This is a genomic window from Acinetobacter sp. Ac8 (assembly GCF_055392545.1).
On sequence record NZ_AP043689.1, the window covers coordinates 3075390 to 3099793 of the forward strand.

Genomic DNA, 24404 nt, shown 5'->3' on the forward strand with positions numbered 1-24404 from the left:
CCTTATGCATGATCCAAATAACGAAGCGAATCAACACGCTTCAACCAAACACCCTGATATTTATAATGACCAGGTACTTTGATATCCAAACCTGCAGGTTGAGCAGCTAAGAATGAAACATCATCACATTTCATTTGAATACACGATGGATCACGGCGGTAAATCACTGATCGATCTGCGCCAGCGGTACCTTTACTATTTGAACGCCCTAAACCACGAATCGTTAATGTCTTACCTTGTGTGGTAAAAATATTATTTTCTTCGATATATTTAAGGAATGTCTTACCGCCTGAATCTGGTACCACACGTGTTGATAAATGCATATATTGGTTTGATGCCATGAGATAAGTATCAGGCTGTACCGATACATCACCATCAAACAGGTTTTCGGAATCAGAAAGGCTGGTATTAAAATCACCAAGGATTTGCTCAATTGTTGCAGTCGACCAATCATGTTGCCCTGTTACAATCGTCACACCTATTTGATTTAAAAATCCTTTTACGCCTGTTTTACTATTGCCATTCCAAGCAATTTGGCTTAAATGTTTCTCAGCAGCCAATCGTGCTGAATCAACTTTATCAGCTTCCAATGCAATACCAAGCTTTTGGGCAGCTTCAAGCTCCATAATTGAGTATTGATAGCTGATCACACCAACTTTAATGGGAAGAGAAACGGTGTCATATTCAACTTCAGCTAATGGGATGTCATTTCCAGTACCTGCATAGTCTTTACCAATACCAACACCCCATTTCCGTGAAAGTATCTCACCACCTCCAAACACACCATTAACAGGCATTACAGGAATATACTTTGCATAATCCATGACCTGTTCGAGTTGTGGTGTAATTTCATTTTGTTGTTCGATTTTTACAAATAACTGTGCCAATGCATCAAAGTTAAATGCGTCACCAATAGTAGCTTGAACAATTTGAGCTACTGGACTTAATCGTAGCTTCATCTGAGCGAGTTTACTCATAATTTATTATGCCCCACGTAAACGTACAACAGCCAAACCTTGTGCATTGGAAATCGTTTCCCATGATGCATTAGGCAATTGAGTACCATCTGTAGCAGATGGTGATAAAGAACCTAACGGCGCATCAGTTGTACCGTTGGCAGTTTTGACATAAACATTTGCAGTAATGTCTGTTACTGGTGTTGTGGCTTTCACCCAAAGTGCACCAATCGTCATGGTTGGTACCATGTCAGTGGCTTGGTAGGCTTCTTTCCCTGCAGTATTTTTCCCAGACTTGCCAACGCCGTGGCGAATAATAACGCCATATTTTTTATTGGTTGCATCTGTCACATTGGAAACTGATTTACCATCAGTATTAATAATGACCACATCACCATCATTTGCCACACCAGCACCCGAAAATGGTAAAGATAAAATATCTTCAGGACCATTTAATCGGGCTTTCATACCAGGTACAGCATCATATTGTTGAACCATGATGTTCCTTCCTTAAATTGTTTTATATGCAGAGGCTTTGCTATAGCTCTGCTCTTGTTTGCCAGCGTTTGGATCATGATCAGCAACCTTGTGTTGTTGCTGGAAATTAAGAGCATCATTCACTGGATTTGTTGGATTAATACCTTTAACAGCTGATAATGCACGAAACACCATATCTACCTGATCAGGTTTGGCATCACCCACAGCGACACCACCAAGAACCGCTGATACAAGGCTGTCACCTGTTTTTGAAGCAATCACATCACGTTTAATCTGCTCACACGTACAACCTTCCGTCTTAACCGTTGGTAATAATGCTTTAGCATCAGCAATAACAGTTGCACGTTCAGCTGCAGCTTGTTCCAACTTTTCAGGTGTCATCTGATTTTTTTCTAAATCACCGACTTTCTGTTCAAGCGTTGCTTTATCAGTGTGTAATTGATCAACGACCGCTTGCACTGCAGGTAATTCATCACCAATAGAAAATTGCTTGTCGCCCACTTTCAATTTGGCGGCTTTTAAATTTTCCAATTGTTGTTTTTGAATGTTTAAAGCATCCGCTAAAGGCTTGTTATCACCAATATCGAAGCGGATACCATTTACTTCTACTTCCATTGTTTTCCCCTTTGGGTTTGGTTTTTGGTCACCGATGCGACAATCACCGCCACAGCGACCGTATTTCACCAGTGCCATGTGATCACCTGTAAAATTGATAAACTTCGCTTGGTACGGCGTACCATCTGGCGCCATACCTTGCTCAACTACTAATATGGCTGCGTAGCCAAGCGACATCTCAATGCGCTCATTGCTTTGAATTAGGTCAATACTGACTTTATCCTTGATGAGAAGATCACCCACCAAATAGTCACCTTCTTGGCGCACGTTCTCACAATAGCCAATGTGATAATCCTTCCAGTTAGAAGCATTAATTTCATTTTTAGGTGGGTGATAGTCAGTAACATCTACACCATTAAAACTTGCAACCGATTCAGGCTTAAAAAGTTCATCTGCAGGTGTGTAGACATTGATGTTCTGATCTGCCGTGAATCCCTCTAATGATGGGAATTCGTAGGCGTAGTACTGACGTATTTGTGGGGCTTTGGCCAAGCGAACATTGACGCATTTCAAATACCCTTCTTTGGTAAATGAGCGTGATGATTCACTTGGTGCAAAATCACCAATTTTGAGTTGGTAAAGAACTTTCATAAATAAGGCTCAATAAAAAAGAGCCCTATCGGCTCTTTGGATTACATGAATACAAATGTTTAAATCGTTTCTCAGATATTTCACCTATCAAACGTACCATCACACTCCCTGCGTTTTTTAATGCTTTATGCCAAGGCTCTAAATTCCAAGTAACAGAATAATCACCACGGCCATAATCAAAGCCATAATAGCTACATTTTTTCTTTTGAGCCTCTAAACGGCGATAAAATCGTACTTTAGTAAACTTTTTACGTCTCATAAAATTACCTATTTTAATTAAATTAAGTACTTGAGCGCATCATCTCTTCATACTCTTCTTGTTTTTTATTAATACCTTCCTGAAGTTCATCCTCACCAACCAAAATATCCTCATAATTTGGCAACGCCACACACCGACAACGAATAGGTTCACCAGGATGGCCACCGCTTGGCGGTTCATCCCATCTGAAAGTTTTACCTTGCTTGTTTCTGTGATCTGTTCGTACTCGCTCATCCTTGGCAGTCTGCCATGTATAAGATTCAACACCTAAAGCCAATTGACGTTGCTTGTTGATATTAGAATTAATCTTGCCTATCTGATCTGCAGCAATTAAACGTGCACGATACTCTGTAGATTGACCAAGCTTATATATTTCTAAAGCAAGTTCTTCGTTGGTCTGGCCTGTCTGCAAAGCATTTAAAACTAAAGCCTCAAGTTTATCTGCATACTGTTGTGGTATCGATTTAATTAAAGATACGTTGGCAGCAATGCACTGATCTACAGTAGTTTGGATGTCACTCGCTTGATAGAAAGGCGTTAGATCAACTCCAATAGCTGATTTGGTGTGTTTAGCAATCTGACTATCCACTTCTTGCCTAACATCACTTACAACCTTAGTTGCCAATGGTTTTGATGTTTCAGAAACATATCGAACAATCTTATCTCGTATTTTCGAGAGCATCTCACTGAACCAACTATCTCCAATATTTTCACCAATTGCCGGTAAAACAATTTCCTTGGTCTGTTCATGGCAATAGTTAGCGATCGCTAAAAGCTGTCTGGTGTAATAAAGCTCAATACGGCGATTAACTTTAATTGGCTTTAGCTTTGGCTTTCTGCCTCGTTTACTCTTCTGGATCTGTTGGAGTTGGGGCTTTAGCAGCTGGATTATCGTCGTCATCTGTATTCACCATTGATTCAAGCAACTTGATATGAGCGTCATCGATCACAGAATAGACACCATCAATCTGTAGCTGACGAGCAATTTGTGGTTCGGTCAAAATACCCATATCTAGATAGCCTTGGTCTCGCTCCTTATTATTTTTCTCAACCTCTGAACGTACCTTTGCATCCAATTGCCATAATGGATTAAAAACCACATTCAAGCCTGTAAATTGCCGACCAAATGTAGATTGGCAAATCACGGCAAGAAACTTTAATAGTACCGGCTTTACATCCCATGTCTGCTTTGTAGCAATACCATCATAGTAATTACGAGTGTCGTGCTCACCTGTGGCATTTAAACCTGCAGGTGATTGACCAAACAAAATGGTATATGGGATATCTGCTGCGCCTGAGGTTTGAATCGAAAATTCACGCATCATTTCAGGCAAACCACCGAATGTATAAGACTTAGAGTCATATTCCTCTTCCTTATCCAAAACCAACATGCCGTTTAAGCCTTTAAGCAAACCCACACTCAGAAAACGGTCAGTTACTGCTCTAAGATCATCTGTGATTTTTTCAATCAAACTTGGTGTCCGAATAATATCGATCTTTGCTTCATGGACTAGACTTGCAGCACCACGTTTCACACTAGCATGGTCTAATAGGTCGTTATACACTTCCTGTAAGATGCTTTGAGGCTCTTCATTCACGACATCCGCATGACAAATCTTAATTAATCTAGTGTGATGAATTCTCTGCTCTGGCTTACCATCATCAAAACGTAACTTGTAAAACTCAGGCTGTTTAAGCAATCCACCACACTCTTGAGGTGGTAAGTACTTGGTCTTATCGGCAGTTATATATTTCTTCTTAATCACAGTGAAAAACTCTAAACGTCCAATTCCAAGCTTATTCAGCTCAAATGGCTGATCTAAAGTTTTTCCGTCTGCTGTACCTAATAAAACGTAAACAACGCCATACAAGCGAGATAGAATCAAACTAGACAGTAAAATCTTATTCAGATTGAATTCCTCACAAGCTTCTGTAAGTTTTAATAAATCATTGCCTTGAATACCTTCATAGAACCATCCAGCACGAAGCATGTCACTTGCTGGACGATTTACAATACGGCGCGCTAACCAATCCTGATAAACCGCTTCAAGCTGATCATCAGCAATATCACGGCGCACGAAATGTCCATATGATGCCTTATCTCGACCTGTGCCGATATTAGACACAAAATTAGTGTAAGCCCCCGCATCGCCAATAGCGTCAGGCTTATTTTTCTTAGCCATAATTTTTCCTAATCAAATACAGTTGGCTTACTTGCAACAGTGTCATTAATCGCATCAATGGTAGGATCCCACTGGTCATCATGATCATGTGTCATATCAGCAGTTAATCCTTCTATCTCTTCTACATAGTTCAATAGCCACGGCGCAGATGCTGGCAACATCACCATGCCATCCTCTACATAAAACACTACATCCATTGTACGTGTAAGTTTATCTATGCTTCGTTGAATGGCTCGGATAGGCAATGTTGTTTGTCTTGAGATTGTTTGGATCAGCGTTGTACCAGAGGCTTTATCCTCAATGGCCATATATCGAAGCTTGCCAATTTCTGTATTGGATTCTTTATGCTTATTGATAAATAATTTGGCTTCCTTGATCAGCTCCGGCGCTTCCCATTTGCCTCGCTTTACATCGATGATATAAAGCTTGCCATCATGCCCAAGACCTCCGCACAAAAATACAGAATAATCATTATGCTCTTTGGTCTTTTGAGCTGTATCAACCCATATTGCCCGCCATTTCAAAACAGGTAATTTTAGATAACGTCCAAACCATTCAGCTTTAACCAAATCTCCACCAAGCTTTTTAGGTGCTTGCTGATATTGACTTGCAAATGTGTAACGGGAGACAGTGGCTCCATCCTTATCTTGGCCACCCTTCTCTAACTGCAACAGAGATTGCAATGATTCTTTCAATGGCCAATAACTTTGACGGCCTAATTCATCTCGTTCAACATCACGCGGGATTTTCCGCTGAATGTTTTCAGGCAACTGATTAATGTAATCATCGTCAATCAATGCAGGTATGCTGATCTGTTCCCATTCACCAGGAACATTACCCGTCATCACAAAGTTTGTTGGATCTTCAACGTGCAGTCGCTGCATGATCAATATGATTGGTGTATCAGAACGTGCTTTACGTGAATTGACCGTATTTAGAATTTTACGGTTCGCTTTCCGTCTAGCCGTTTGGCTAAAAGCATCCTCAGGCTTTAACGGGTCATCAAGAATAATTGCCCCGGTAAAACCATCATTCGCTAAAGTACCGGCACGACGACCTGTAACCTGTCCACCCATTGATGCAGAATAAACATGCCCTGCATCGTAACCATCAACAGTAGTTTTCCAGCTTGATTTTGCATCCGTACTGGTGGAGATTTTCACTGGCCATAAGTTTTGAAAATCTTCTGACTTAACAATATTTCGTGCAGTTGCTGAAACATCCTCAACCAATGATTGAGAATATGACAAATATAAAAATCTTGACCGAGCATTACGAGCAATACCGCGTGCAATAAGATTGGTTAAAAGCTCAGTCTTACCACTACCAGGGGGAACATTAATAACTAGGTTTTTAACCTTTCCTGTTATCACTTCATCAATTTTGTCGGCAATGTACTCATGATGCCAATTGACTGAAAATTTAAACCCCATACGAGGTAGAAAAAAACGGCGTGTAAAGAACAAATGCTCCTTTTCGCAACGTTCTTGTTCTATCTGCATTTCCAGTAAGCTAGTATTTACTTTCGAGTTCATCCATAACCTGCCTTACTTGCTCTTTTGTGGCAGTTACATAGGTTGAATTTTCACTTTGAAGTGGTCCACCGCCTGCACCGGTTATTTCCTGTTTATTGGTGTATTTACCACCTATATCTTCAGCAGCTTGCTTGAGAATATTTAAAGCTGCTACTCGATTCTTAGAATGCTTCTGATATTGATTCTCTAACCGTTGAAGTCGCACAGACAGATTTGCTATAGGAATGTTTTGTGGTGTGTCTAAGAATTCTATTCGTGTAGCTTCAAATTCACCCTTAAATTCAGCACTAAGATCCTTGCCAGCGCGTTTAGTTGGGTCATAAGTTTCAACCTGTTGCCTAGTCACATCTACATTAAACTCTTCCTTGACAAGCACTACAGTTTCTTGAGGAGTATTAAACTGTGCAAGTGACCGTACGATAAAGAGTTTTTGCTTTTTATTTAATATTGCCATTTCTCTCTATCCGTCAAGGTACGTCAAGGAAACATGACAAAAAAAAGAGCCCTAAGGCTCAATTAATTAGACATGTTCCGCAGCACTTGGAAATATTTAAATCTGATACAAACGGCGGGTTTTTAGCGACCTCAATCATTCGCTTGACGCTTTCGCTTGCTCCCCAGCGTTTGACCACCCCGATAAATTCCTCTACATCATGACCTGCTAAATAGTGCTTCGGTAAGCCTGTATGATCGCTGTAAAGGATTTCCCCATCCTCATCACGTTCTACACCAATATGGTAAAGCTCATGCTCAATCAAAGCACAGAATTCACGATCGTTCGCACGATCACAAAAACTGGCATCTACTGTAATTAGATAAACAGGAACAAATCCAAACCAGTCGCGCATTTGCTGCTCTTGCCGAGCTTTGCGCCATCCCCCCTGGTTAAACATCACCTTTTCACACTGGCCTAACACCATCCGTTTTTTAGCTACGGCGGCAGATGACGCCCAAGCGAAAGCTAAAAAAGTTTCATCGTCGTGTAATAGCTCTGCTATGTGGTCATGGTCGGGATTATGAAGTGCACCGCCAAGCGTAAGAAAGTTGCTTACCACCCATTCTTTTAGATCTGCTGCAGGTGCCAAGCGTATCGCTTCTTCTTCCTCAGCTTGATCAATCAGTTCTGTCGGAGGAAATGGTCTGATCTGTTCCATTATCTAAACTCTCCAGTTGACCTTTAATCCAATCAATTACATGACCCGAAAAAATAGAATCAGGATGAAACCGCTCAATCTTGTAGCCAATATCTTCAGCTAAATCATATTTGCTAAATGCATTTGCTATCTTTTTACCGCCACGGCCAACCGACCAAGGACTTCCTACAATTTCAATAAGAAGATTTAGCTTCACAATATAAAAATCAAACCGCCAATTTCTAGTTGATTCAAACTGAAATTTTCTACGATAGCCTATTAGGCTTACTTCCAACTCTTGAAACAATGTTTCTTCTGCTTCTAAATAAGCTTCTTTTGCCTTAGGTAGTGGTCTTGTTCTTGGTTTTGATTTAATTGGCTGCTTTCTAGTTAAGTTGGTGTATTGGTTAATTTCCATAAATAGCACCCATTAAAAAAGCCACCATATGGCAGCTTTAATTTCAACCCCTAGCTTCACGCCCAGGTTCATCTTCAAGTACTCTAAAACGCCAGTAGCGGTCAGGTTTAACCCAGACAACATTTTCTTCAGTCTTTTTCTTGAATCCACTATTAACGTTTAATTTCAGTACTAAATTACCATCAGCATTTTCTTTTAGAAAATCCATTTGATTATTTTTAACAAGATAATCCACTACATCATCTTGATATAAACAACTATCTTTTTCTAGATTTGTAAGCATCCAATTAATAATATCGCTAAGTTGCACTTTCTTCGCCTTTCTTACGAATCAAAATCAGGCTATCCTCAGGAAATTCGCCACTATCTAATTTTTTACCTGCAAACCACTGGCATCTGTATGTTCCAAAAAACCTATTACTACTTGGATACCCTGGATGTGTTTCTTTTATAGCCATTTCAGGACCACCAGCACTCAATTTAACAATATCACCTATCTGATATTTTGGCACTAATCCTTCACTCATATTATTTTCCTAAAGTAATAGTAATGAAATTAATATTTTGGGATGAATGAAAAATATTCAAGTGCCCTAATTTTCAAAGATCGACAAAAGTTAATTAATTAAAAAAACCACCCTCAGGTGGTTTCTTCTACAATTGTTAATATTCTTGGTTTTCGTGGAATATTCATACCAACTAAGTTTTCTAGAAAACTAACATTTACATCCAAAGCCGCAGCAACATCCTCAGCGAAAATTTTCTTTTTTGCGAGCATATTAAAGCAAGCTTGAAGTAGCTCTGGCTTCTCCTTTGGAATCAGATGATCCTCTTTTTCATTAATACCCTCACCAGTTTTTTTTAGGTAAATCACTCCACTTGTATATTGTTCAGGAGTCAATAAGCCTAATTGCTTAGCTCTATATAAAATAGCCGCTTTGCTGACTTTCCATGTTTGCTTAAATTCACTCAACTTAGACCAGTTAAATCGTCCATTTTTATACCAAGTTGAAAAATGTGTCCGCATCATAACTTGAGGAATCAATAAGGCAGAAGCAAAATGATTAGCTTGAGATTCAGTCAGTCTATCACCAGTTACAATACCATCATGAAGTACTAAATGACCAAGCTCGTGCGCCAAATCAAAACGCTGACGACATATACTCTCCTTGGCTTCATTTCGTACAAATACTGGACGTTTTGTTGCTAAGGATAATGCATCCACTTCCTTAGATACTGAAGGAAAAGTAGTCACAATAATACCATGCGTTTCGCATAGACGAACCATGCTACTAATTGGTCCCAAACCTAAACCCCATTTCCCACGACATTGCTCAGCAATAGACTCAATTGCAGGATCTTGAGTAATCAGCTCATTTTCTGAACTATAAATATCATACTTTGGTAATCTTAATTTTGAGTCCAGATACTCAGTCAGCCGTTTTGTGTACTCACCTCTAGCAATAACAATCTGTTTAAAAGAAACTTTGGCAGTACGATTACTTCTAAAATGAATTTGATCTTCCTGTAAAACAGACTTTATCTGCATAAAAAAAGAATGTGGCACATTAAAATAATTTGCCACTTTTTCAACAAATTGATCGTTGGGTATGGTTTGCCCAGTTTCAACTTTATGAAGATATTGACGTGTATAATCCAGCTTGTTACCTAAGTCATCTAAAGTTAATTCATTGAATTGTCTTAGAAGCTTTAGTTCCAAGCCATTAAACTCAGTTGTCATGGCTAGTCATCTTACAATTAGTTGTTTACAGCTTCAGAATCATCGTCATCATCTTTATCCATTTCTGGATCTTCTACCAATGGTGAACCTAATTCCACAGAATTTGGAGTTTCAGGTTCAACTAAATGAATATGGTTGATATCAGTAATACTACTAGAATCCCAATAAGCAACTACTTCATTTGCTAAGTTATAACCTGCAAATACAACTAAAGGTTCATCATCTAATGTTTTTGGCTCATTTAATATAAACCGCCAAAAATGAGGCTGAAGATCATCTAAAGGGAATAAACTCAAGCTTTGCAATTGTTGAATAAGGAATTTTTTCTTTTTCGGCTTCTCAAAATCATCTTTTACAAACCTTATAGTAGCATTGCCAATCTGGAATATTAGTTTATATGAACCATTAACCAAATGAACATCTACTGGGCATTGTTTATTTACGATCATATCCAAAAAGCAATTATAGGTCCTGTCGAAGATACTTGTTCCACGTCCATAATTTGAATCATATTTTTCACTCAATAAATAATTTATTTCACGATAAATATCTAACATATATTTGGCGAAGAAGCTTATAACCTCATCAGTTAATTGTGGTTCAAAACAAGAGGGATGACGCCATTCCATAATAAAATCCGCAATAAATAGTGAAATGTTGGGTTAAATCCAATTTATTGCTAATTTTAATTTCTGTCAACTAATTTTTATTGCTAATTTAAAGATTTGTCAACCAAAGCTTCTTTAACCAAGATTCTACTGTACTTTAAAGTGAATTAACCTTTTAAATCATAGATAATATAGTGATTGTAAAACCGTGACCAAAGACTAGGTAATAAAATGACGCCTAAGCGCCCTTTATTTCATCCCTGCCTAGCCAGCTTCTCAGCTTCGACAAACGCATCATGAAAACTTACTTTATCTGAAAACCAAAATTTATATGTATTTTCACCAATTACAATTGACTGTTGAAAGTAATCGTTCGGGCTTTTCTCTACAACTTGACCATTCTGTTCACCACCGATACAAATATTCATATGTTTTCCTATTTATCGATAGGAGTGTAGCACCTATTTTTTATTGATTGGTCTAAAACGTAAAAAGCTCACTGAATAGTGAGCTTTAATCTATTACCTTAACCCCAGGAGATAGAGAAAATTGTTTGATCCCCAAGATGGGTTAACTTAATTTTATATCCAGCTTGTTCGAATTCATCACTTAACACTTGAATTTCATAAGGGGTAATACCTTTCGGAATATACTCAGCAGCACTTTTCTCCCCAATCTCAGTTCTCATTTTCAACTGATTCAATAAAGCATTTTTAAGCTTGTCCATAGAACCATTTTGAGATGAATTTGAGATTTTTGTAGCTTCAGAAGCTGGCATAATTGACATATTTTACCCTCTATAAATAACTTAAGTTATTTTTATATAATATCAATTTTGTATTTTTCAATCTATGAAAATTAAAAAACCCCGCAATGCGAGGTTTTAGACGGCGGTGTTATACAAATTCGCCAAGATATCACAAATATGCCATACCCTGTATATTCAGTCAAGTGGATTCAATATCCTTAATTTGATTTTTAACTTTAATAAATTTTTCAATTATAAAGTGTGGATATCGTGATTTTATAAAAGCTAATCCGCATTTAATGTCTTGTTGTACTTGAGCGATATATGTTTCATTGCTTTTTGCTATGTCACGAATAGAATTACCCATAACATAATGTGACCAAATAGATGATAACCAATCCTGAACTACCTCATCTTCTATCATTTGAAAATCTAAAAACAATTTATGAATTGCACGTGCTTCATTACTATTTAACTCGCAACAAACCCCTTTGCGTTGAACACATAAACGATCAATAAAACTTTCATCTTTCATATACATTGCTAGTAAAGCTTCTTTCTGCTTTTGAGTAATTCGTTTTGTTGGCATTGTTTTTACAATTCGGACCATTGTTTCATTATCGCCATTTATCCAAGCCCCTAACTGGCGACACCATTCCTCAAAGCTGTACTTTTTCCAATCTGTTGCCTGCATAATTGTAATTGCTGCATTCATATAATCACCCTTTCAACCGTCTAATTTCTTCAATCGCCTTGCCGCTTTTCACCTGTTCAGTGCTATATCTGAACACTAAATAACCCAGTTCCTGAGCTGAGTTATATTTCTCCATATCCGATATATAACCTTTCCCCCTTGTATGTCTGCCATTGCTCCAGATACCACCCTCAACCTCAATTAAAATCTTGGTACCAGTAATATGAAAATCAGCTCTCCATCTTCGATTCTCATTGAACTGATACTCCTGTTTAAATTCGATTCCATAAGCTCTCAAATGCTGAATTAATGTTGCTTCACCATCACTTACAACACGTTCTTTTTTTAATGAATTACAGCGCTTTGATTTACGTTTAACTTTAGGCGCGTATCTCTTTTTATATTCAGCGATTGAGATACTTTCCACTTACGCTGCACCTCTGCTCTTGGTTTTAAATCCAACGTCAGCAAGATATGATTTCCAATTCTGGCGTTCAGATGGATCAGCGAGCTTTGCAGCTATGCGACCAGCAAGATTCTCATATGATTCACCTGCAGTGCTGTACTTGCTGATAACTTCTGGATGGCGAGCAAGTTTGTTTGCAAACATGTACATCTGATTTGGTGATGCAAAAACTAGGAAATCAGGATCTAAATTAATTTTCTCAGATTTAAATTTAATTCCGTATTTATGGCGATTTTTTAAAAGCCAGTCTGCAAAGTGGTAAATCATCAAGTCATCACAAAGATTATTTCCAGCATTGAATAATTCGAACGTTTTCTTTTCGCGTTCAAACCAACTTGCTTCGATAATTTCTTTTGGTACCACAGATGAATCGGCTTGATCTAATTCCAAACGAAGTTTATTAAAACAAAGCCACCCTTTTTTATTTTTAGATTCAATGGGAGATTCTATTGGGAGATTCTGTGTCCCGTTATTGGGACTGTTAGGCATCCCGTTATTGGGACTGTTACGGGTCCCATTATTGGAACTGTTCCGTTTTTGGGACTGTTCCGTTATTGGGACTGTTTTAGCTGGATTTTCATCATTTAACTGTCCCACTATCGGAACTGTTTCGCGTCCATTTATTCCTCTTAATTTATAAACCTTAACTTGTTTTGTGACGCCTTTACGATCGCCAGTATCTAAAATAAAACCATCATCAATCAGCTCAGCGATTATTTTAAGTACAGTTTTACGCTCAATCCCAGTGTCTTTTTCAAGCCTTTTCATGCTTGGAAATGCACAATGATCTTCTCCAGCACGATCCGCTAAAGACAACAAAACAAGGCGCTTATAAGGAATACGACAACCGCCCTTTTTTTCGTATAACTCGGCTCGCCAAGCCCAGTTTGTTGCATCTAAACTCATGCTAAAACCTCCTGCATAGGAATACGTTTTCTGCTCGAGCGCGTATTACAAAATTTTGAAACGAGATCCTGGTATTCACCTAAGAGTGAATAATCAGGATTAATACCAGTTAAATTTGGCAAGGGCCGCATACTGGCATGAAGTGAATATTTAGTGATTTTTTCAACCAGGCACATTAATGCGTAAACTTTTGGATTTTTTCGTGCACCATGAATAAGATCTTCAGCGCTGGCCATGATGCATGTAATACAACTCAAGCGATCATTCTCCTGATAAGCCCAATGAGGTTGTTGGCCAGCATCTTGAATCGTTCCGAAAACCTCATTGATTTTTAATTCATGGATTGGCAAATAGTTAAACCAGGCACGTCCCGCTTTACCATTCTCCAGTGTGGGCTTGTATATTTCCTGCCTCGCTCTGTTATTTGATTCTTCAGCGCGTAACCCCATGCAATTAACTATGCGCGTAAATCCATTTTCTTTTGCATAACGGCGCACTTCACGCGTAATTGGACCACGCTTTAAATCACTGGTGCATTGACGGTATTTAGGTGATGGAAAAGATGGAACCTCTGGACGTTCTGTATAACGCTTGAGAACCATATCGAGAAATGATTTATTAGACTTGGCCACAATAAAAGGTACGCCAGCTGCAGCAGCTTGATCTCTGGCAACCTCCAAAGCACCTGGCCACTCCATAAAACCCAAACTGGCATGAACTACAAGAATCTGCTCAGCAGGAACAAACTCCAGTAGTTTAATCATCATGGCCTGACTATCTTTGCCACCACTATGGTTAATAACAAATAAAGCAGGATTTAGCCAAATATCATCAATGATCATGGGGGGTATCATTTATCACCAACCTTTTCATTCATCCAAATGAATCGACCAAACATAAAAATTTTTCCTGCTCGCAATAAACTTGAGATAATTTCACCGGCTTGATAAATGGTTATACGGTGTTCTATCGTTAAGACCTCTATGAACTCATCCCGTGTTACTGCAGCATTTGATTCATCACGCTTAATCTTTCGTAAATTTGCACGACGAACATTTAAAATCCCCTCTAGCGAATTCAATGCCGGCTCAAACCATGATTGAGTCCATTGGATCTGTTTATGTTCAGGTGCCTTTTGGAAGTGTTGATTTGTAGTCATGAAACCTCCGCGAGTGCTTGTTCAGCCTCAGTTAAACGGCGGTTGGCTTGGATTTCTGCAATTGATGCTGTGCGAATTTCATTTGCAAAAACATGCAACAAACAACTTTTAGACTTAATTTCGTACATATCAAGATTTGAGTGAAATTCTTCAACACTGAATAATTCCTCTGAATCTATCGTGTAGTGTGGCTTTGTGAGAACCACAACATCACATGGTAGAAACTCAGTTTCATCGGACTCAACAAATCCTTTACTGGTCCTTGTAAATCCAATCATTGAGGCATAGCAATCTAGGCACATTTTTGGCTCCTTGATCTCACCTCCTTTGTATAAGTCGGTTGAACCGCAATCAATAAACCTTTGCGTTGCGTTTTCCTGCACCAAGCAAGTCTTACACTGCTCGCCTTTAAATTCTGTGCACTTGTTAGCGCATGGGTGTTGTGGTAAATTTGCATTCATATTCATCTCCGCAAGTATTTGAATTACTAAAAGCCTGATCTCGCATATCAGGCTTTTTCTATTTCAGAACCTGATGTGTACTTCTTCATTTGTTTTAAAGCTGCTTGATCTACAGCAGTCGCCAATTCAATTAGATGCAATGTCAATTGATGGATCTCTTCATATTCTTGAGGTGTTACAACACCATCCTCATATGCTTCATAGACAGCTTTATTAGTCTTTCCTGACTTAATGTTGTGCTGCATCATTGCCTCAAAGATCGACAACTCATGATGCTTGCTGCGGTCACAAGTCACTGGGACCAATGCAAAGCCAAGCTCATGGGCCCAAATTTTTAATAAGGCTGGGTTTTGCGTGTAATAAAGAATTGCTTCCAACTTTTTGATACTGGGTAAATGGTTCGGCATATTGATATTTGCATAATTGCAAATAGTGTTATGTGAATCCCCTAGCACCTGAGCAATATCTTTAGGCGTAAAACCCGGCGTATTACTTATCATTTGCCAAATTGCGTTTTGGGCTTCTCGGCTTAAATTAATTTCCATATGTGAATCCTTTGTATTTATTCACGTTTATTTTTGATAGTTAAAAATTGATACTTCAACGATCCAATTCTAAGAAATAGGCTTGTTTACAACATGAGGAATATCTGGTTTAAGAATCAAAAGACCTCGAGCAGAAATTTCAGGAACGTATTCACCCCATTGGCTGATTGCAGCTCTAGATACACCAAGACATCGAGCAAGATTTGCAGCGTCTGCATATGCAGCAATGGCATCTGCGGTTTTGATGATTACTTCCATATCATAATCCAAACAAATAAAATGTTAAGCAAAGTTAACCACACTTTATTTAAATTATCAAGCACACTTAATTATAGAAAAGTTAAGCTAGCTTTACTTTGTAAGGTAGAGTTACTATGAGCACCCTTCAGGAAAGATTTGCTTTAGCTATAAAGCACTATGAAGAATCTAAAGGTAAAAGATTCGTTAAGGCCCATTTAGCGGATTATTGTGGTGTGAGCAGACCAGCTGTTTCTGAATGGATTGACAAGAATGTCCAAACACTTGGACAAGATAATGCTGAGAAAGCGGCTAAATTTTTGGGTGTAAACCATAGATGGTTAAATGGATTGAGCTCAAAAATGTTAGAGGATGTTGAAAGTTCTAGTTCCGAAAATACACAGCAGAATGAAGGTGTACCTGTTGTTGCTTGGGAGTCCCCCGATGACTTAGATCCAAATGTTTATGTAATTATTCCCCATGTTGAAGTGAAATTTTCAGCAGGTAATGGTCATTTGGCTGCTTATGAGCCAAGTCAAAGGGATATGGGGTCTGCCCATTTATTAAGTTGGGTACACAAGAAAAAAGTATCCCCTAAAAACTTAATAACTGTAGATACAGATGGTGACAGCATGGAACCAAGAATACCCAGTGGTAGTGTTGTGATGCTCGATAAATCTATCAATACACTGGAGCAAATTCAATCTGGAAAAGTTTATGCAATTCGATATGGAAATGAATTAAAGATTAAAAGACTTTCTCGTCGATTTGATGGTGCACTAATTATTGATAGCGATAACCCGCAATATCAGCGTGAGATCGTTGAACCAGATCAACTAGAGCATATTAGTGTTATTGGGAAGTATGTTTCCCATACGTATGATGGTGAAATCTGATTGGTCGTGTGTGAAATTAACTAAAAGTTAAATGATTATAAGTCGCCAGTTATTGTGAGATAAGTAATTAAAATTTTTTAAGAAAAGAGAATATTATGATCGCAACACTAAACAAGTCTAAAACAGCGCTAACAATAAATCGCCAGGATTTCAAATTGGCCTTAGCAAAGATTGGTGCAGGAATTGATAAACAAATAGCTTCTCTCAAAAAAGCTAAGCAAAGCTATGATCCTGCTGAAATTGCACTTGAGGTTATTACTGAAGCAAATATCTTTGAAGCCATCATAGAAGGCTTTAATGAAGCAGAAGAAACCAACTTAAAGTTAATTGATATAACCAATATTGATGTGGCACAAGGATGGATAGATGAGTTTTTAGAAAAATACTCTGACACACATTAACTTACGTTCAGCATTAAAAACTACTAACCCACCCTGTGTGGGTTTTCTTTTGTCCATTAAAAAATAAAATTAAACCCACTTTACAATATATTTGTTAATTGCACTTTACTTAGCCTTACATGTTAAGTATGCTTACTTTACTAAATAACAAAAAAGCGCACAGACCTCGAAATCAAATGCGCTTTTCCTTACAACAGGTGAATTATGAACACAAAACCAAATTCAATCAATCCCATTGTTACACATCGTGTACTTCCTATGGGTTTTATCAAAGTCGCTGCAATCAGTGGTTTAGTCATTGTGGGTGTTATCGGTCTTACATATGACCAGAAAGCCCCTGAATATAAGCCACCAGCAGCAATACCAAATATCTCCCCGTCTACCTACAACATTGATGCTTTAAAACTAACTTCTGAAACTTCAGGTAAAGCTGTCGTCAAACTTGATAGCTTCCTAGTTTTAGTCAGCTTTGATTTTGAATCTCATCAAGATAGCTACGGTGTTCATGGTTCGGAATTTACTGCAGTAGATATTACCAATTTAGCTGTTGAAAAAATCACTGATGTGAACGGTAAAGACTGGAACGACTTCACTGATTACAACGATCACAGAAATATCAATCAAATGATTGTTGGATACATCGAACGTAACCGTTTAGTTGAGGCTGAATAATGAATACATCTACTCCTAAAAAATCAGAATTCATAAGTGATGAAAACGGCGAATTTCGCATGCGTATTTATTCATCTGAATATATTCAGAAAAACGGTGAAATTTACCGGGTTAGTAAATCAGGCTATTTGTACCTTATCGAATTCGCAGAGCACTTAGAGAAACCTTGGATTAGCCTTAATTTTGAACGTGAGCGCAAATTCCAAAAACTTAAAGCTAAAGCTGAATTATTCAACAAACCTTGCTTTAAGCGCACTCCATATTCCGTAAATCAACGCATTGCTCACAACAATGCTAAATATAATTAAGGGGTTAATATCATGGCTCTAAATATTATTACACCAGCTCAACCTATAGTAGTAAATGCAATCAAGGTTTACTTCTATGGTGATCCAGGTATGTACAAAACAACACTTGGTATGACTGCAAATAAACCTTTAGTTATTGATGCAGATAAAGGTGCTTATCGTACTGGTGCAAATCGTCGCGGTGATGTTGTTGTTGCTGAAAGCTGGATGGATATTGCAAATATTACTGAGGCAGATTTGGCACCATACAATACAGTGGTATTTGACACCATAGGTCGTGTGCTTGATTTAATTAAATCACACCTTGCAAATAACAATAAAAACACTAAAAGCGATGGTTCTTTAAAGCTAAATGTTCAGGGTGTAGCAAACAACATGTTTAGCTTGTTTGTAAATAAACTCATTGGTTTTGGCAAAGATGTAGTTTTTATTGCACATGCAACTGAGGATAAAAACGACACTTTAACACTCGTAAGACCTGATCTAGGCGGCAAGAACCGTCAAGAAATTTATAGGCTTGCTGATGCTATGGCTTACTTGGCAGAGGAAACGGATAGCCGTGGTAATTCCAATAGAGTTCTTAAGTTCAAAGGTGGTGAAGGCTTTCATACAAAGGATTCGGGGAATTTGGGGAATGTAATTGTTCCTGATTTACGTAAACCTGAAAATTCTCAATTTATGGCTAATCTTATTCAAGCGACTAAAGATCATCTAAATACCTTAACACCTGAACAACAACAAACCATGAAGCTTCAAATGGAATGGGAGCAATGGCAGAAATCTTGTAGTGAGGCACAGTACCCTTCTGAATTTAATGTACTTTTAGAGGGTTTGGACCAGCAACACCCATTCTTTAAAGATATGTGGGAATGTATGAAGCATTTTGCGTATCAAATAGGCCTAACCTACAACAAAGAAAAGAAAAAATGGCTGGAGCTGGAAGTTTTACCTTCAATCATTTCAGATACACAACGCGATGAGCTTCAAACATTTATATCTGAACGTGGTTTAGATATTAAAGATATCTGTGAGCATTTTGGCTTAGATGCACTCACTCAAATTGAAGTAAGCAAACTGGAAGCCGTTAAAGCTGAAATCGATCAAATGGCTAAAACGAGTATGTCTGCATGAGCACATTAATTTTAGATACTGAAACCAATAGCTTAAATGGCTATCCAATTGAAATTGCATATGTACCCTGCTCATTTGAGCAGGGGGTGTTGGAAATTTATCAAAAATTAGCTTTTGATGAATACTTTTCTTGCCCTGAGCCTATCGAATTAGGTTCCATGGCCACTCACCATATTTTGGAAATTGATATCACAGGAAAACCAAGTTTTGAAGTATTTCGCTTACCAGAGAATACAGAGTACTTGATTGGCCACAATATTGATTACGACATTAAAGCAACTAAGCTTTGTGATCCATCAATTAGTGTTAAAGGTATTTGTACATTGGCTTTGGCTCGAATGGTTTGGGATGAATTAGAAACTCATAACCTTACAGCTATGTATTACCACGTTATGAGTGCTGATTTAGAAAAAGCACGTAAACATTTACGAAATGCACATAACGCTCGCTGGGATATTTATTTTACTGGAGTGGTTTTACAAGCAATCGTTGAAAAGCTTGCAATTAAAGACATGAATTCACTTTATCAAATGTCTGAAATTGCTCGTATCCCTAAACGTATTACTTTCGGAAAACACAAAGGTGAACTCATTGATGAGTTACCAGATTCATATATCGACTGGCTACTCAAACAACCCGAATTAGATCCCTACTTAATCAAAGCTTTAAAAGGACAAAAATAATGCATACTTTTAATGGTGTTGAAGCAATTTCTGCTTTGCAGTCAGGTAAAACAGTTTTATGTCGTCATATCGGTGGATTACTTGATTTTGATGAGCTAAATCAATTCCCTGCTACCGTTTTTTTTACAAATGATCATGAATTCTGCATTAAGCGCGAATATGTAACTTTGGCAGATATTCAATTTACTAAACCCGTTCAGCCGCACGATCTAGAATCTGGACAAGAAATCTTTATTGTCATGCCTACCTGTATTCTGCGTACTAAATACGACTTTGAGCATGGCGATATTTGTTTAAGCATTGCAAATGGATTTGCTCAATTAGATGAAGAAAATGCGAAATTACAGCTGCAGGCGTTTGGTAAAACTTTTGGCAACATGATCGCTGAAATTGAGATCAAAGACGGTTTCAGCGAAAAGCCTAAAAAAGCTAGAAATACTAAAAAGCTTATTCAACAAGAATCGCTTCAGGTAATTGCATCAAAACCTGCCATCACCGCTGAAACTGAACTGCAACTTTATTTGGATGGTTTACGTGCTTGTACGAATGCAGTTGAAGTTGAAAGCACTTTGTTGAACGTTAATAAAGTAGGTTTTGCACCTGAACAACTGCTCGAAATTACGATGGCCAAAGAAAGCAAATTACGTGAATTCACTCAAGGCATTACAATTGTTTCTCAAGAAAACGTCACAATTAGTGAAGATTCATTAATTGCTGAAGACAAGTCACCTGCGTTACATCCTTATCAATCAGTACTTGATGAGTTATTAGAGCGATTAAAGATAGTCAAAACTCCTAAAGAAGCCAACGCTCTTTATAAATATACCTTGCATTGGACTGAGGATGAGCGCAAGCCCGCTATGGATGCAATTCACAAACGTTTAGCTGAATTTAACCCACCAGAAAAATCGCAATCATCATTAATGGTAAGGATTCAAGAAGCAAAAACTTTGATTGAACTTACAAAACTTGAAGATGAAATAAGTGAATGTGATCCATTAATTCAGGAACGCTTAACAAGCTATGTAAGTCAACGGCGATCAGACCTCATGATGTAAACTGACATACCTTGGGAAGCTAAAAATTGAAAACAGTAGTTAAAACCAAAAACTTAAGAGCTTTTCAAATTTGGTTAGAGAAGCTTGGCTATGAAGTTAAAAAACTAAAATTTAAAGGTTTCACGGCGCGCACTAGCGACCGTGGAATCAAAAAGAAATATCACTATGTTTTGGTTACGGATGGCTTAAATGGAAATCCAGCGGCATTCGAATTGGGTCAGGAATTTGAAGGTCACATAGCATCACCTGACTTTTTGGTAGCAGAGGCAGATAAAAATGGAAATATCACTTTTGCTGCTTGAAATTGCGATTGCAATTTATGGGCCTATTTTAATTGAGATCGGGAGTTGGTGATGAGTACTTTAAAAGATTTAAATAAACACTTGTTTGATCAACTGGATCGCCTTGCGAATGCAGATAAAGATCAACTTGAAGCTGAAGTTAAGCGTTCAGAAACGATGCAGGTTATAAGTGCTGAAATTATTAAAGCACATAATACGCAATTAGATGCTGTTAAGTTAGTTGCCCAATACAAGGGTTTAAACCCAAATCAAGCAACCCCTGAAATTTCAACAGGCAATCTTGAGGTATAAAATGAGTAAAGGTACTGCTATTAAATATACCCAAGCTCAATTGGATTTTATTAAATCAAATTGTATCTTGGGGCGAAAAGAGTTAACTGAGAAGACTAATGCCCTATTCGGTACATCTTTCACTGTTGATCAAATCAAATCCCTTTGTACAAGAAAAAAATGGAGCACAGGTAGAACCGGTTGTTTCGAGAAAGGTTTAAAGCCTTGGAATACTGGTACAAAAGGCCTTACTAAAGCTAACAAAACAAGTTTTAAAAAAGGTCGGCCAACTTGGAATGCTAAGCCCATCGGCTATGAAAGAATTTGCTCTAAAGATGGTTATGTTCTGGTTAAAACATCTGAGCCAAGCGTATTTGAATTAAAACATAGAATAGTTTGGGAAAAGGAAAAAGGCCTTATTCCTGAAGGCTATGTAGTGGCCTTTAAGAACCAGGATAAAACAGATTGTCGAATTGAAAATTTGATTCTAATGAGCAAGGCCGAAATGGTTAGATATAGTCAAAGCTATCATGAATTGGCTACACCAGATAGCAATGAATCCTGCCTATTAATGGCTAAGATCAAAAATATGAAACATCAACTACATAAGCAGGTGAAGTAATGGATATAGCAAGTTTAAAACTTGAAGGAACATCTGCTGAAGTTGCAGAACAACTGTTCCAGCAAATGATTGGACCTATGTTTGAGCATCTAAAAAAGACAGATCCACAAATGGCAATTGAATTTGGATTTTGCATAGCTGGTAATGCGATCGCTAGTTATATGAACAGTCTTGATAATGTTAATCAAGCTGAAAGGTTAATTATAAAGTCTACTCTTTCTATGGCTAATGATATTAAACGCTCTAGAAAGAAAACTTGTTGAGGTGATGAAATGGGTGCACTAAAAATTGAATCAGAGTCTCTTCAGCATCTAACCAATCTTGTGGAGCAACTGGTAAACCAAAAAGAAGAACGTAGAATTGGGCGAGCCGAATTCGCTCACATGCTAAATATAGAACCTGAAACATTAGACCGTAAAATTAGGGAGGGTTTTATTACCCGCCCTTTTAAGGATGGCCGAAAGAGTTATTGGTTCTTGAGTTATGTTCAAACCATTGTAAAAGATACGACAAACAGTGCTAATATAGCCACCAATTAAGGTGGCTTTTTAATATCCAATAATAAGTTACCTTAAGCACATTGAGTACAGAATTGAGTACGATTTAGCACTAGTTTAAAATTAGTTTTAAAATTCAGAAGGTTAAGTTTGATATGCTTCTAATGATCGATAATTACGATAGCTTTACGTATAACATTGTCCAATATTTTGGCGAGTTAAACCAAGACGTTAAAGTTGTTCGCAATGATGCCGTGACCTTAGAGGATATCGAACGATGGCAACCAAAGTACTTAGTGATTGGTCCTGGTCCTTGCTCACCCTCTGAAGCAGGAATCTCTATCCCTGCAATTCAGCATTTTGCAGGAAAAATTCCAACACTCGGTGTATGCCTAGGTCACCAAGCAATTGGTCAGGCTTTTGGCGGTGAAATTGTGCGTGCCAAAACGGTGATGCATGGTCGTTTATCCGACATGTATCATAGTGACCAAGGGATCTTCAGCAACTTACCTTCTCCATTTTCAGCAACACGTTATCATTCACTCGTGATTGATCAAGCCAGTGTGCCTGAATGTCTGGAAGTTACTTGCTGGACCAATGAACCAGATGGTTCTATCGAAGAAATTATGGGTGTCAAACATAAGACATTGCCAATTGAAGGCGTGCAGTTCCATCCAGAATCCATTCTGAGTCAACATGGTCATCAGATCTTTAAAAACTTTTTAGAAATTTATGCTTAATATGCGTAGTACAAGATAATGAATATTCAACAAGCTTTAAATAACATCACTAAAAATATCGAACTCACTCAACCTCAAATGGAAGAAGTGATGCGTACCATCATGCGTGGTGAAGCCACAGATGCCCAAATTGGTGCATTTATGATGGGACTTCGTTTAAAAGGTGAAAGTATTGACGAAATCACCGCTGCCGCACGTGTAATGCGTGAGTTTGCAATTAAAATTGATGTGGGGGATATCCCCCATTTAATTGATATTGTTGGCACGGGTGGTGATGGACAAAACCTATTTAACGTCTCTACTGCCTCTTCATTTGTTATTGCGGCAGCAGGTGCAACCATTGCAAAACATGGAAATCGTGGTGTTTCTTCTAAATCAGGCTCGTCTGATCTTTTAGAACAGGCCGGGATTAACCTTGATTTAAATATGCACCAGACAGAACGATGCATCCGTGAAATGGGGGTTGGCTTCTTATTTGCCCCAAATCATCACAAAGCAATGAAATATGCGGCTGGTCCTCGTAAAGAATTGGGCTTCCGTAGTATTTTTAATCTCCTTGGCCCGCTTACGAATCCGGCTGGGGTAAGTCGCTATGTGATTGGTGTATTTTCAACAGAATTGTGTCGTCCACTGGCCGAAGTTTTAAAACAACTGGGGGCTGAACACGTCATGGTGGTTCATTCTAAAGATGGCTTAGATGAAATCAGTTTGGCTTCCTCGACTTATGTTGCTGAATTAAAAAATGGTGAAATCACGGAATGGATGATTCAACCAGAAGATGTAGATATTGAATCTCAAACCTTAACTGGTCTTTCTGTTGATAGTGCTGCTGAGAGCTTAGCATTAATCAAAGATGCACTTGGTAAGAAGAAATCAGCAAAAGGTGAAAAAGCAGCCAGTATGCTGGCATTAAATGCAGGTGCTGGTATCTATGTTTCAGGTCTGACCAAGAGTTATAAACAAGGTGTCGCTTTAGCACATGATATTATCTATGGTGGGCAAGCTTTAGAAAAAATGGGCATTTTGTCTGAATTTACCAAAACACTCAAAGAATATGAAGCTTAAGGATTA

The 24404-nt window shown here is 38.1% G+C and carries 38 protein-coding genes; 14 read left to right on the forward strand and 24 right to left on the reverse strand.

The genetic code is table 11. The features are described 5' to 3' along the window. Positions 1-2 precede the first annotated feature (2 nt). The 24 genes from ACZ5QH_RS14615 to ACZ5QH_RS14730 all read right to left on the reverse strand — a co-directional run bounded on the left by ACZ5QH_RS14615 (position 3) and on the right by ACZ5QH_RS14730 (position 15774). Positions 3-977, reverse strand: a complete 975-nt coding sequence (locus ACZ5QH_RS14615; RefSeq protein WP_303577238.1) for a DUF2184 domain-containing protein — start codon at positions 975-977, stop codon at positions 3-5. A 6-nt stretch (positions 978-983) separates the two neighbouring features. Continuing rightward, positions 984-1454: a structural cement protein Gp24 gene (locus ACZ5QH_RS14620; RefSeq protein ID WP_303577237.1), complete on the reverse strand. Its 471-nt coding sequence runs from the start codon at positions 1452-1454 to the stop codon at positions 984-986. A gap of 12 nt (positions 1455-1466) precedes the next feature. Continuing rightward, positions 1467-2660 carry a DUF2213 domain-containing protein gene (locus ACZ5QH_RS14625; RefSeq protein ID WP_303577236.1) on the reverse strand — a complete coding sequence of 398 codons (1194 nt, stop codon included), beginning with the start codon at positions 2658-2660 and terminating at the stop codon, positions 1467-1469. 25 nt (positions 2661-2685) lie between these two features. Next, positions 2686-2919 carry a hypothetical protein gene (locus tag ACZ5QH_RS14630; RefSeq protein WP_303577235.1) on the reverse strand — a complete coding sequence of 78 codons (234 nt, stop codon included), beginning with the start codon at positions 2917-2919 and terminating at the stop codon, positions 2686-2688. Positions 2920-2941: 22 nt separating this feature from the next. Then, on the reverse strand, positions 2942-3820 hold the full coding sequence (locus tag ACZ5QH_RS14635) for a phage head morphogenesis protein (protein ID WP_303577234.1): 879 nt from the start codon (positions 3818-3820) through the stop codon (positions 2942-2944). Then, complete coding sequence (locus ACZ5QH_RS14640) at positions 3765-5102, reverse strand: DUF1073 domain-containing protein (protein ID WP_303577233.1); 1338 nt, start codon at positions 5100-5102, stop codon at positions 3765-3767. The genes ACZ5QH_RS14635 and ACZ5QH_RS14640 overlap by 56 nt, the downstream gene beginning before the upstream one ends. Positions 5103-5110: 8 nt before the next feature. Continuing rightward, the gene (terL, locus tag ACZ5QH_RS14645; protein ID WP_303577232.1) at positions 5111-6637 is read right to left on the reverse strand and encodes a phage terminase large subunit; all 1527 of its coding nucleotides are present in this window, start codon (positions 6635-6637) and stop codon (positions 5111-5113) included. Beyond that, the gene (locus ACZ5QH_RS14650) at positions 6615-7091 is read right to left on the reverse strand and encodes a DUF2280 domain-containing protein (protein ID WP_234623931.1); all 477 of its coding nucleotides are present in this window, start codon (positions 7089-7091) and stop codon (positions 6615-6617) included. Before ACZ5QH_RS14650 ends, terL begins: the two co-directional genes overlap by 23 nt. A gap of 58 nt (positions 7092-7149) precedes the next feature. Beyond that, positions 7150-7791, reverse strand: coding sequence for a putative metallopeptidase (locus tag ACZ5QH_RS14655; RefSeq protein ID WP_303577231.1), 642 nt, complete (start codon positions 7789-7791; stop codon positions 7150-7152). Continuing rightward, positions 7751-8188, reverse strand: coding sequence for a hypothetical protein (locus ACZ5QH_RS14660; protein ID WP_303577230.1), 438 nt, complete (start codon positions 8186-8188; stop codon positions 7751-7753). Before ACZ5QH_RS14660 ends, ACZ5QH_RS14655 begins: the two co-directional genes overlap by 41 nt. Positions 8189-8231: 43 nt before the next feature. Then, positions 8232-8498, reverse strand: a complete 267-nt coding sequence (locus ACZ5QH_RS14665; RefSeq protein WP_303577229.1) for a DUF6953 family protein — start codon at positions 8496-8498, stop codon at positions 8232-8234. Continuing rightward, positions 8488-8715 (reverse strand): YodC family protein, encoded by a 228-nt coding sequence (locus tag ACZ5QH_RS14670; protein WP_303577228.1) that lies wholly within the window; start codon positions 8713-8715, stop codon positions 8488-8490. The genes ACZ5QH_RS14665 and ACZ5QH_RS14670 overlap by 11 nt, the downstream gene beginning before the upstream one ends. A 113-nt stretch (positions 8716-8828) precedes the next feature. Then, positions 8829-9929 (reverse strand): XRE family transcriptional regulator, encoded by a 1101-nt coding sequence (locus ACZ5QH_RS14675; protein WP_303577227.1) that lies wholly within the window; start codon positions 9927-9929, stop codon positions 8829-8831. Positions 9930-9946: 17 nt separating this feature from the next. Further along, on the reverse strand, positions 9947-10558 hold the full coding sequence (locus ACZ5QH_RS14680; protein WP_303577226.1) for a hypothetical protein: 612 nt from the start codon (positions 10556-10558) through the stop codon (positions 9947-9949). Between the two features lie 233 nt (positions 10559-10791). Beyond that, on the reverse strand, positions 10792-10965 hold the full coding sequence (locus ACZ5QH_RS14685; RefSeq protein ID WP_303577225.1) for a hypothetical protein: 174 nt from the start codon (positions 10963-10965) through the stop codon (positions 10792-10794). Between the two features lie 98 nt (positions 10966-11063). Then, on the reverse strand, positions 11064-11324 hold the full coding sequence (locus tag ACZ5QH_RS14690) for a hypothetical protein (RefSeq protein WP_303577224.1): 261 nt from the start codon (positions 11322-11324) through the stop codon (positions 11064-11066). A 160-nt stretch (positions 11325-11484) separates the two neighbouring features. Then, positions 11485-12000, reverse strand: coding sequence for a hypothetical protein (locus ACZ5QH_RS14695; RefSeq protein ID WP_303577223.1), 516 nt, complete (start codon positions 11998-12000; stop codon positions 11485-11487). 4 nt (positions 12001-12004) lie between these two features. After that, positions 12005-12406 carry a DUF559 domain-containing protein gene (locus tag ACZ5QH_RS14700; RefSeq protein WP_303577222.1) on the reverse strand — a complete coding sequence of 134 codons (402 nt, stop codon included), beginning with the start codon at positions 12404-12406 and terminating at the stop codon, positions 12005-12007. Further along, positions 12407-13351, reverse strand: coding sequence for a helix-turn-helix domain-containing protein (locus tag ACZ5QH_RS14705; RefSeq protein ID WP_303577221.1), 945 nt, complete (start codon positions 13349-13351; stop codon positions 12407-12409). Further along, positions 13348-14205, reverse strand: coding sequence for a phosphoadenosine phosphosulfate reductase domain-containing protein (locus ACZ5QH_RS14710; RefSeq protein ID WP_303577220.1), 858 nt, complete (start codon positions 14203-14205; stop codon positions 13348-13350). The genes ACZ5QH_RS14705 and ACZ5QH_RS14710 overlap by 4 nt, the downstream gene beginning before the upstream one ends. Next, positions 14202-14510 (reverse strand): hypothetical protein, encoded by a 309-nt coding sequence (locus tag ACZ5QH_RS14715; protein ID WP_303577219.1) that lies wholly within the window; start codon positions 14508-14510, stop codon positions 14202-14204. Before ACZ5QH_RS14715 ends, ACZ5QH_RS14710 begins: the two co-directional genes overlap by 4 nt. Then, positions 14507-14971: a hypothetical protein gene (locus tag ACZ5QH_RS14720; protein ID WP_464016713.1), complete on the reverse strand. Its 465-nt coding sequence runs from the start codon at positions 14969-14971 to the stop codon at positions 14507-14509. The genes ACZ5QH_RS14715 and ACZ5QH_RS14720 overlap by 4 nt, the downstream gene beginning before the upstream one ends. Before the next feature lie 47 nt (positions 14972-15018). Beyond that, positions 15019-15516 carry a phage regulatory CII family protein gene (locus ACZ5QH_RS14725; protein WP_244015443.1) on the reverse strand — a complete coding sequence of 166 codons (498 nt, stop codon included), beginning with the start codon at positions 15514-15516 and terminating at the stop codon, positions 15019-15021. 69 nt (positions 15517-15585) lie between these two features. Then, on the reverse strand, positions 15586-15774 hold the full coding sequence (locus ACZ5QH_RS14730; RefSeq protein WP_234623921.1) for a Cro/CI family transcriptional regulator: 189 nt from the start codon (positions 15772-15774) through the stop codon (positions 15586-15588). A 116-nt stretch (positions 15775-15890) separates the two neighbouring features. Between ACZ5QH_RS14730 and ACZ5QH_RS14735 the strand changes: the two genes are divergently transcribed. From ACZ5QH_RS14735 to trpD, 14 genes are all read left to right on the forward strand, one after another. After that, positions 15891-16649 carry a LexA family transcriptional regulator gene (locus ACZ5QH_RS14735; RefSeq protein ID WP_234623920.1) on the forward strand — a complete coding sequence of 253 codons (759 nt, stop codon included), beginning with the start codon at positions 15891-15893 and terminating at the stop codon, positions 16647-16649. A gap of 95 nt (positions 16650-16744) precedes the next feature. Further along, on the forward strand, positions 16745-17050 hold the full coding sequence (locus tag ACZ5QH_RS14740; RefSeq protein ID WP_244015442.1) for a hypothetical protein: 306 nt from the start codon (positions 16745-16747) through the stop codon (positions 17048-17050). Between the two features lie 204 nt (positions 17051-17254). Then, positions 17255-17722: a hypothetical protein gene (locus ACZ5QH_RS14745; RefSeq protein ID WP_303577217.1), complete on the forward strand. Its 468-nt coding sequence runs from the start codon at positions 17255-17257 to the stop codon at positions 17720-17722. Continuing rightward, the gene (locus ACZ5QH_RS14750) at positions 17722-18030 is read left to right on the forward strand and encodes a hypothetical protein (RefSeq protein ID WP_303577216.1); all 309 of its coding nucleotides are present in this window, start codon (positions 17722-17724) and stop codon (positions 18028-18030) included. The genes ACZ5QH_RS14745 and ACZ5QH_RS14750 overlap by 1 nt, the downstream gene beginning before the upstream one ends. A 12-nt stretch (positions 18031-18042) precedes the next feature. After that, positions 18043-19161, forward strand: coding sequence for an ATP-binding protein (locus tag ACZ5QH_RS14755; RefSeq protein WP_303577215.1), 1119 nt, complete (start codon positions 18043-18045; stop codon positions 19159-19161). Beyond that, positions 19158-19844 (forward strand): 3'-5' exonuclease, encoded by a 687-nt coding sequence (locus ACZ5QH_RS14760; RefSeq protein ID WP_303577214.1) that lies wholly within the window; start codon positions 19158-19160, stop codon positions 19842-19844. Before ACZ5QH_RS14755 ends, ACZ5QH_RS14760 begins: the two co-directional genes overlap by 4 nt. Continuing rightward, entirely contained in the window at positions 19844-20902 is a 1059-nt protein-coding gene (locus tag ACZ5QH_RS14765) for a hypothetical protein (protein WP_303577213.1), read from the forward strand. The genes ACZ5QH_RS14760 and ACZ5QH_RS14765 overlap by 1 nt, the downstream gene beginning before the upstream one ends. 26 nt (positions 20903-20928) lie before the next feature. Next, positions 20929-21204 (forward strand): response regulator, encoded by a 276-nt coding sequence (locus tag ACZ5QH_RS14770; protein ID WP_419761926.1) that lies wholly within the window; start codon positions 20929-20931, stop codon positions 21202-21204. Between the two features lie 51 nt (positions 21205-21255). Then, positions 21256-21495, forward strand: a complete 240-nt coding sequence (locus tag ACZ5QH_RS14775; RefSeq protein ID WP_303577212.1) for a hypothetical protein — start codon at positions 21256-21258, stop codon at positions 21493-21495. A 1-nt stretch (position 21496) separates the two neighbouring features. Further along, positions 21497-22096: an HNH endonuclease signature motif containing protein gene (locus tag ACZ5QH_RS14780; RefSeq protein ID WP_303577211.1), complete on the forward strand. Its 600-nt coding sequence runs from the start codon at positions 21497-21499 to the stop codon at positions 22094-22096. Beyond that, on the forward strand, positions 22096-22359 hold the full coding sequence (locus ACZ5QH_RS14785; RefSeq protein WP_303577210.1) for a hypothetical protein: 264 nt from the start codon (positions 22096-22098) through the stop codon (positions 22357-22359). The genes ACZ5QH_RS14780 and ACZ5QH_RS14785 overlap by 1 nt, the downstream gene beginning before the upstream one ends. Before the next feature lie 9 nt (positions 22360-22368). Continuing rightward, positions 22369-22635, forward strand: a complete 267-nt coding sequence (locus ACZ5QH_RS14790; RefSeq protein WP_262773012.1) for a hypothetical protein — start codon at positions 22369-22371, stop codon at positions 22633-22635. 113 nt (positions 22636-22748) lie between these two features. Beyond that, positions 22749-23333 carry an anthranilate synthase component II gene (locus tag ACZ5QH_RS14795; protein ID WP_105714109.1) on the forward strand — a complete coding sequence of 195 codons (585 nt, stop codon included), beginning with the start codon at positions 22749-22751 and terminating at the stop codon, positions 23331-23333. Between the two features lie 18 nt (positions 23334-23351). Then, positions 23352-24398 (forward strand): anthranilate phosphoribosyltransferase, encoded by a 1047-nt coding sequence (trpD, locus tag ACZ5QH_RS14800; RefSeq protein ID WP_303577209.1) that lies wholly within the window; start codon positions 23352-23354, stop codon positions 24396-24398. Positions 24399-24404 lie beyond the last annotated feature (6 nt).

What these genes read in the sequence shown, in the direction of transcription:
- ACZ5QH_RS14615 (WP_303577238.1), bottom strand. Translation starts at nt 977, where the DNA reads ATGAGTAAACTCGCTCAGATGAAGCTACGATTAAGTCCAGTAGCTCAA.
- ACZ5QH_RS14620 (WP_303577237.1), bottom strand. Translation starts at nt 1,454, where the DNA reads ATGGTTCAACAATATGATGCTGTACCTGGTATGAAAGCCCGATTAAAT.
- ACZ5QH_RS14625 (WP_303577236.1), bottom strand. Translation starts at nt 2,660, where the DNA reads ATGAAAGTTCTTTACCAACTCAAAATTGGTGATTTTGCACCAAGTGAA.
- ACZ5QH_RS14630 (WP_303577235.1), bottom strand. Translation starts at nt 2,919, where the DNA reads ATGAGACGTAAAAAGTTTACTAAAGTACGATTTTATCGCCGTTTAGAG.
- ACZ5QH_RS14635 (WP_303577234.1), bottom strand. Translation starts at nt 3,820, where the DNA reads ATGACGACGATAATCCAGCTGCTAAAGCCCCAACTCCAACAGATCCAG.
- ACZ5QH_RS14640 (WP_303577233.1), bottom strand. Translation starts at nt 5,102, where the DNA reads ATGGCTAAGAAAAATAAGCCTGACGCTATTGGCGATGCGGGGGCTTAC.
- terL (WP_303577232.1), bottom strand. Translation starts at nt 6,637, where the DNA reads ATGAACTCGAAAGTAAATACTAGCTTACTGGAAATGCAGATAGAACAA.
- ACZ5QH_RS14650 (WP_234623931.1), bottom strand. Translation starts at nt 7,091, where the DNA reads ATGGCAATATTAAATAAAAAGCAAAAACTCTTTATCGTACGGTCACTT.
- ACZ5QH_RS14655 (WP_303577231.1), bottom strand. Translation starts at nt 7,791, where the DNA reads ATGGAACAGATCAGACCATTTCCTCCGACAGAACTGATTGATCAAGCT.
- ACZ5QH_RS14660 (WP_303577230.1), bottom strand. Translation starts at nt 8,188, where the DNA reads ATGGAAATTAACCAATACACCAACTTAACTAGAAAGCAGCCAATTAAA.
- ACZ5QH_RS14670 (WP_303577228.1), bottom strand. Translation starts at nt 8,715, where the DNA reads ATGAGTGAAGGATTAGTGCCAAAATATCAGATAGGTGATATTGTTAAA.
- ACZ5QH_RS14675 (WP_303577227.1), bottom strand. Translation starts at nt 9,929, where the DNA reads ATGACAACTGAGTTTAATGGCTTGGAACTAAAGCTTCTAAGACAATTC.
- ACZ5QH_RS14680 (WP_303577226.1), bottom strand. Translation starts at nt 10,558, where the DNA reads ATGGAATGGCGTCATCCCTCTTGTTTTGAACCACAATTAACTGATGAG.
- ACZ5QH_RS14685 (WP_303577225.1), bottom strand. Translation starts at nt 10,965, where the DNA reads ATGAATATTTGTATCGGTGGTGAACAGAATGGTCAAGTTGTAGAGAAA.
- ACZ5QH_RS14690 (WP_303577224.1), bottom strand. Translation starts at nt 11,324, where the DNA reads ATGTCAATTATGCCAGCTTCTGAAGCTACAAAAATCTCAAATTCATCT.
- ACZ5QH_RS14695 (WP_303577223.1), bottom strand. Translation starts at nt 12,000, where the DNA reads ATGAATGCAGCAATTACAATTATGCAGGCAACAGATTGGAAAAAGTAC.
- ACZ5QH_RS14705 (WP_303577221.1), bottom strand. Translation starts at nt 13,351, where the DNA reads ATGAGTTTAGATGCAACAAACTGGGCTTGGCGAGCCGAGTTATACGAA.
- ACZ5QH_RS14710 (WP_303577220.1), bottom strand. Translation starts at nt 14,205, where the DNA reads ATGATACCCCCCATGATCATTGATGATATTTGGCTAAATCCTGCTTTA.
- ACZ5QH_RS14715 (WP_303577219.1), bottom strand. Translation starts at nt 14,510, where the DNA reads ATGACTACAAATCAACACTTCCAAAAGGCACCTGAACATAAACAGATC.
- ACZ5QH_RS14720 (WP_464016713.1), bottom strand. Translation starts at nt 14,971, where the DNA reads ATGAATGCAAATTTACCACAACACCCATGCGCTAACAAGTGCACAGAA.
- ACZ5QH_RS14725 (WP_244015443.1), bottom strand. Translation starts at nt 15,516, where the DNA reads ATGGAAATTAATTTAAGCCGAGAAGCCCAAAACGCAATTTGGCAAATG.
- ACZ5QH_RS14730 (WP_234623921.1), bottom strand. Translation starts at nt 15,774, where the DNA reads ATGGAAGTAATCATCAAAACCGCAGATGCCATTGCTGCATATGCAGAC.
- ACZ5QH_RS14735 (WP_234623920.1), top strand. Translation starts at nt 15,891, where the DNA reads ATGAGCACCCTTCAGGAAAGATTTGCTTTAGCTATAAAGCACTATGAA.
- ACZ5QH_RS14740 (WP_244015442.1), top strand. Translation starts at nt 16,745, where the DNA reads ATGATCGCAACACTAAACAAGTCTAAAACAGCGCTAACAATAAATCGC.
- ACZ5QH_RS14745 (WP_303577217.1), top strand. Translation starts at nt 17,255, where the DNA reads ATGAACACAAAACCAAATTCAATCAATCCCATTGTTACACATCGTGTA.
- ACZ5QH_RS14750 (WP_303577216.1), top strand. Translation starts at nt 17,722, where the DNA reads ATGAATACATCTACTCCTAAAAAATCAGAATTCATAAGTGATGAAAAC.
- ACZ5QH_RS14755 (WP_303577215.1), top strand. Translation starts at nt 18,043, where the DNA reads ATGGCTCTAAATATTATTACACCAGCTCAACCTATAGTAGTAAATGCA.
- ACZ5QH_RS14760 (WP_303577214.1), top strand. Translation starts at nt 19,158, where the DNA reads ATGAGCACATTAATTTTAGATACTGAAACCAATAGCTTAAATGGCTAT.
- ACZ5QH_RS14765 (WP_303577213.1), top strand. Translation starts at nt 19,844, where the DNA reads ATGCATACTTTTAATGGTGTTGAAGCAATTTCTGCTTTGCAGTCAGGT.
- ACZ5QH_RS14775 (WP_303577212.1), top strand. Translation starts at nt 21,256, where the DNA reads ATGAGTACTTTAAAAGATTTAAATAAACACTTGTTTGATCAACTGGAT.
- ACZ5QH_RS14780 (WP_303577211.1), top strand. Translation starts at nt 21,497, where the DNA reads ATGAGTAAAGGTACTGCTATTAAATATACCCAAGCTCAATTGGATTTT.
- ACZ5QH_RS14785 (WP_303577210.1), top strand. Translation starts at nt 22,096, where the DNA reads ATGGATATAGCAAGTTTAAAACTTGAAGGAACATCTGCTGAAGTTGCA.
- ACZ5QH_RS14790 (WP_262773012.1), top strand. Translation starts at nt 22,369, where the DNA reads ATGGGTGCACTAAAAATTGAATCAGAGTCTCTTCAGCATCTAACCAAT.
- ACZ5QH_RS14795 (WP_105714109.1), top strand. Translation starts at nt 22,749, where the DNA reads ATGCTTCTAATGATCGATAATTACGATAGCTTTACGTATAACATTGTC.
- trpD (WP_303577209.1), top strand. Translation starts at nt 23,352, where the DNA reads ATGAATATTCAACAAGCTTTAAATAACATCACTAAAAATATCGAACTC.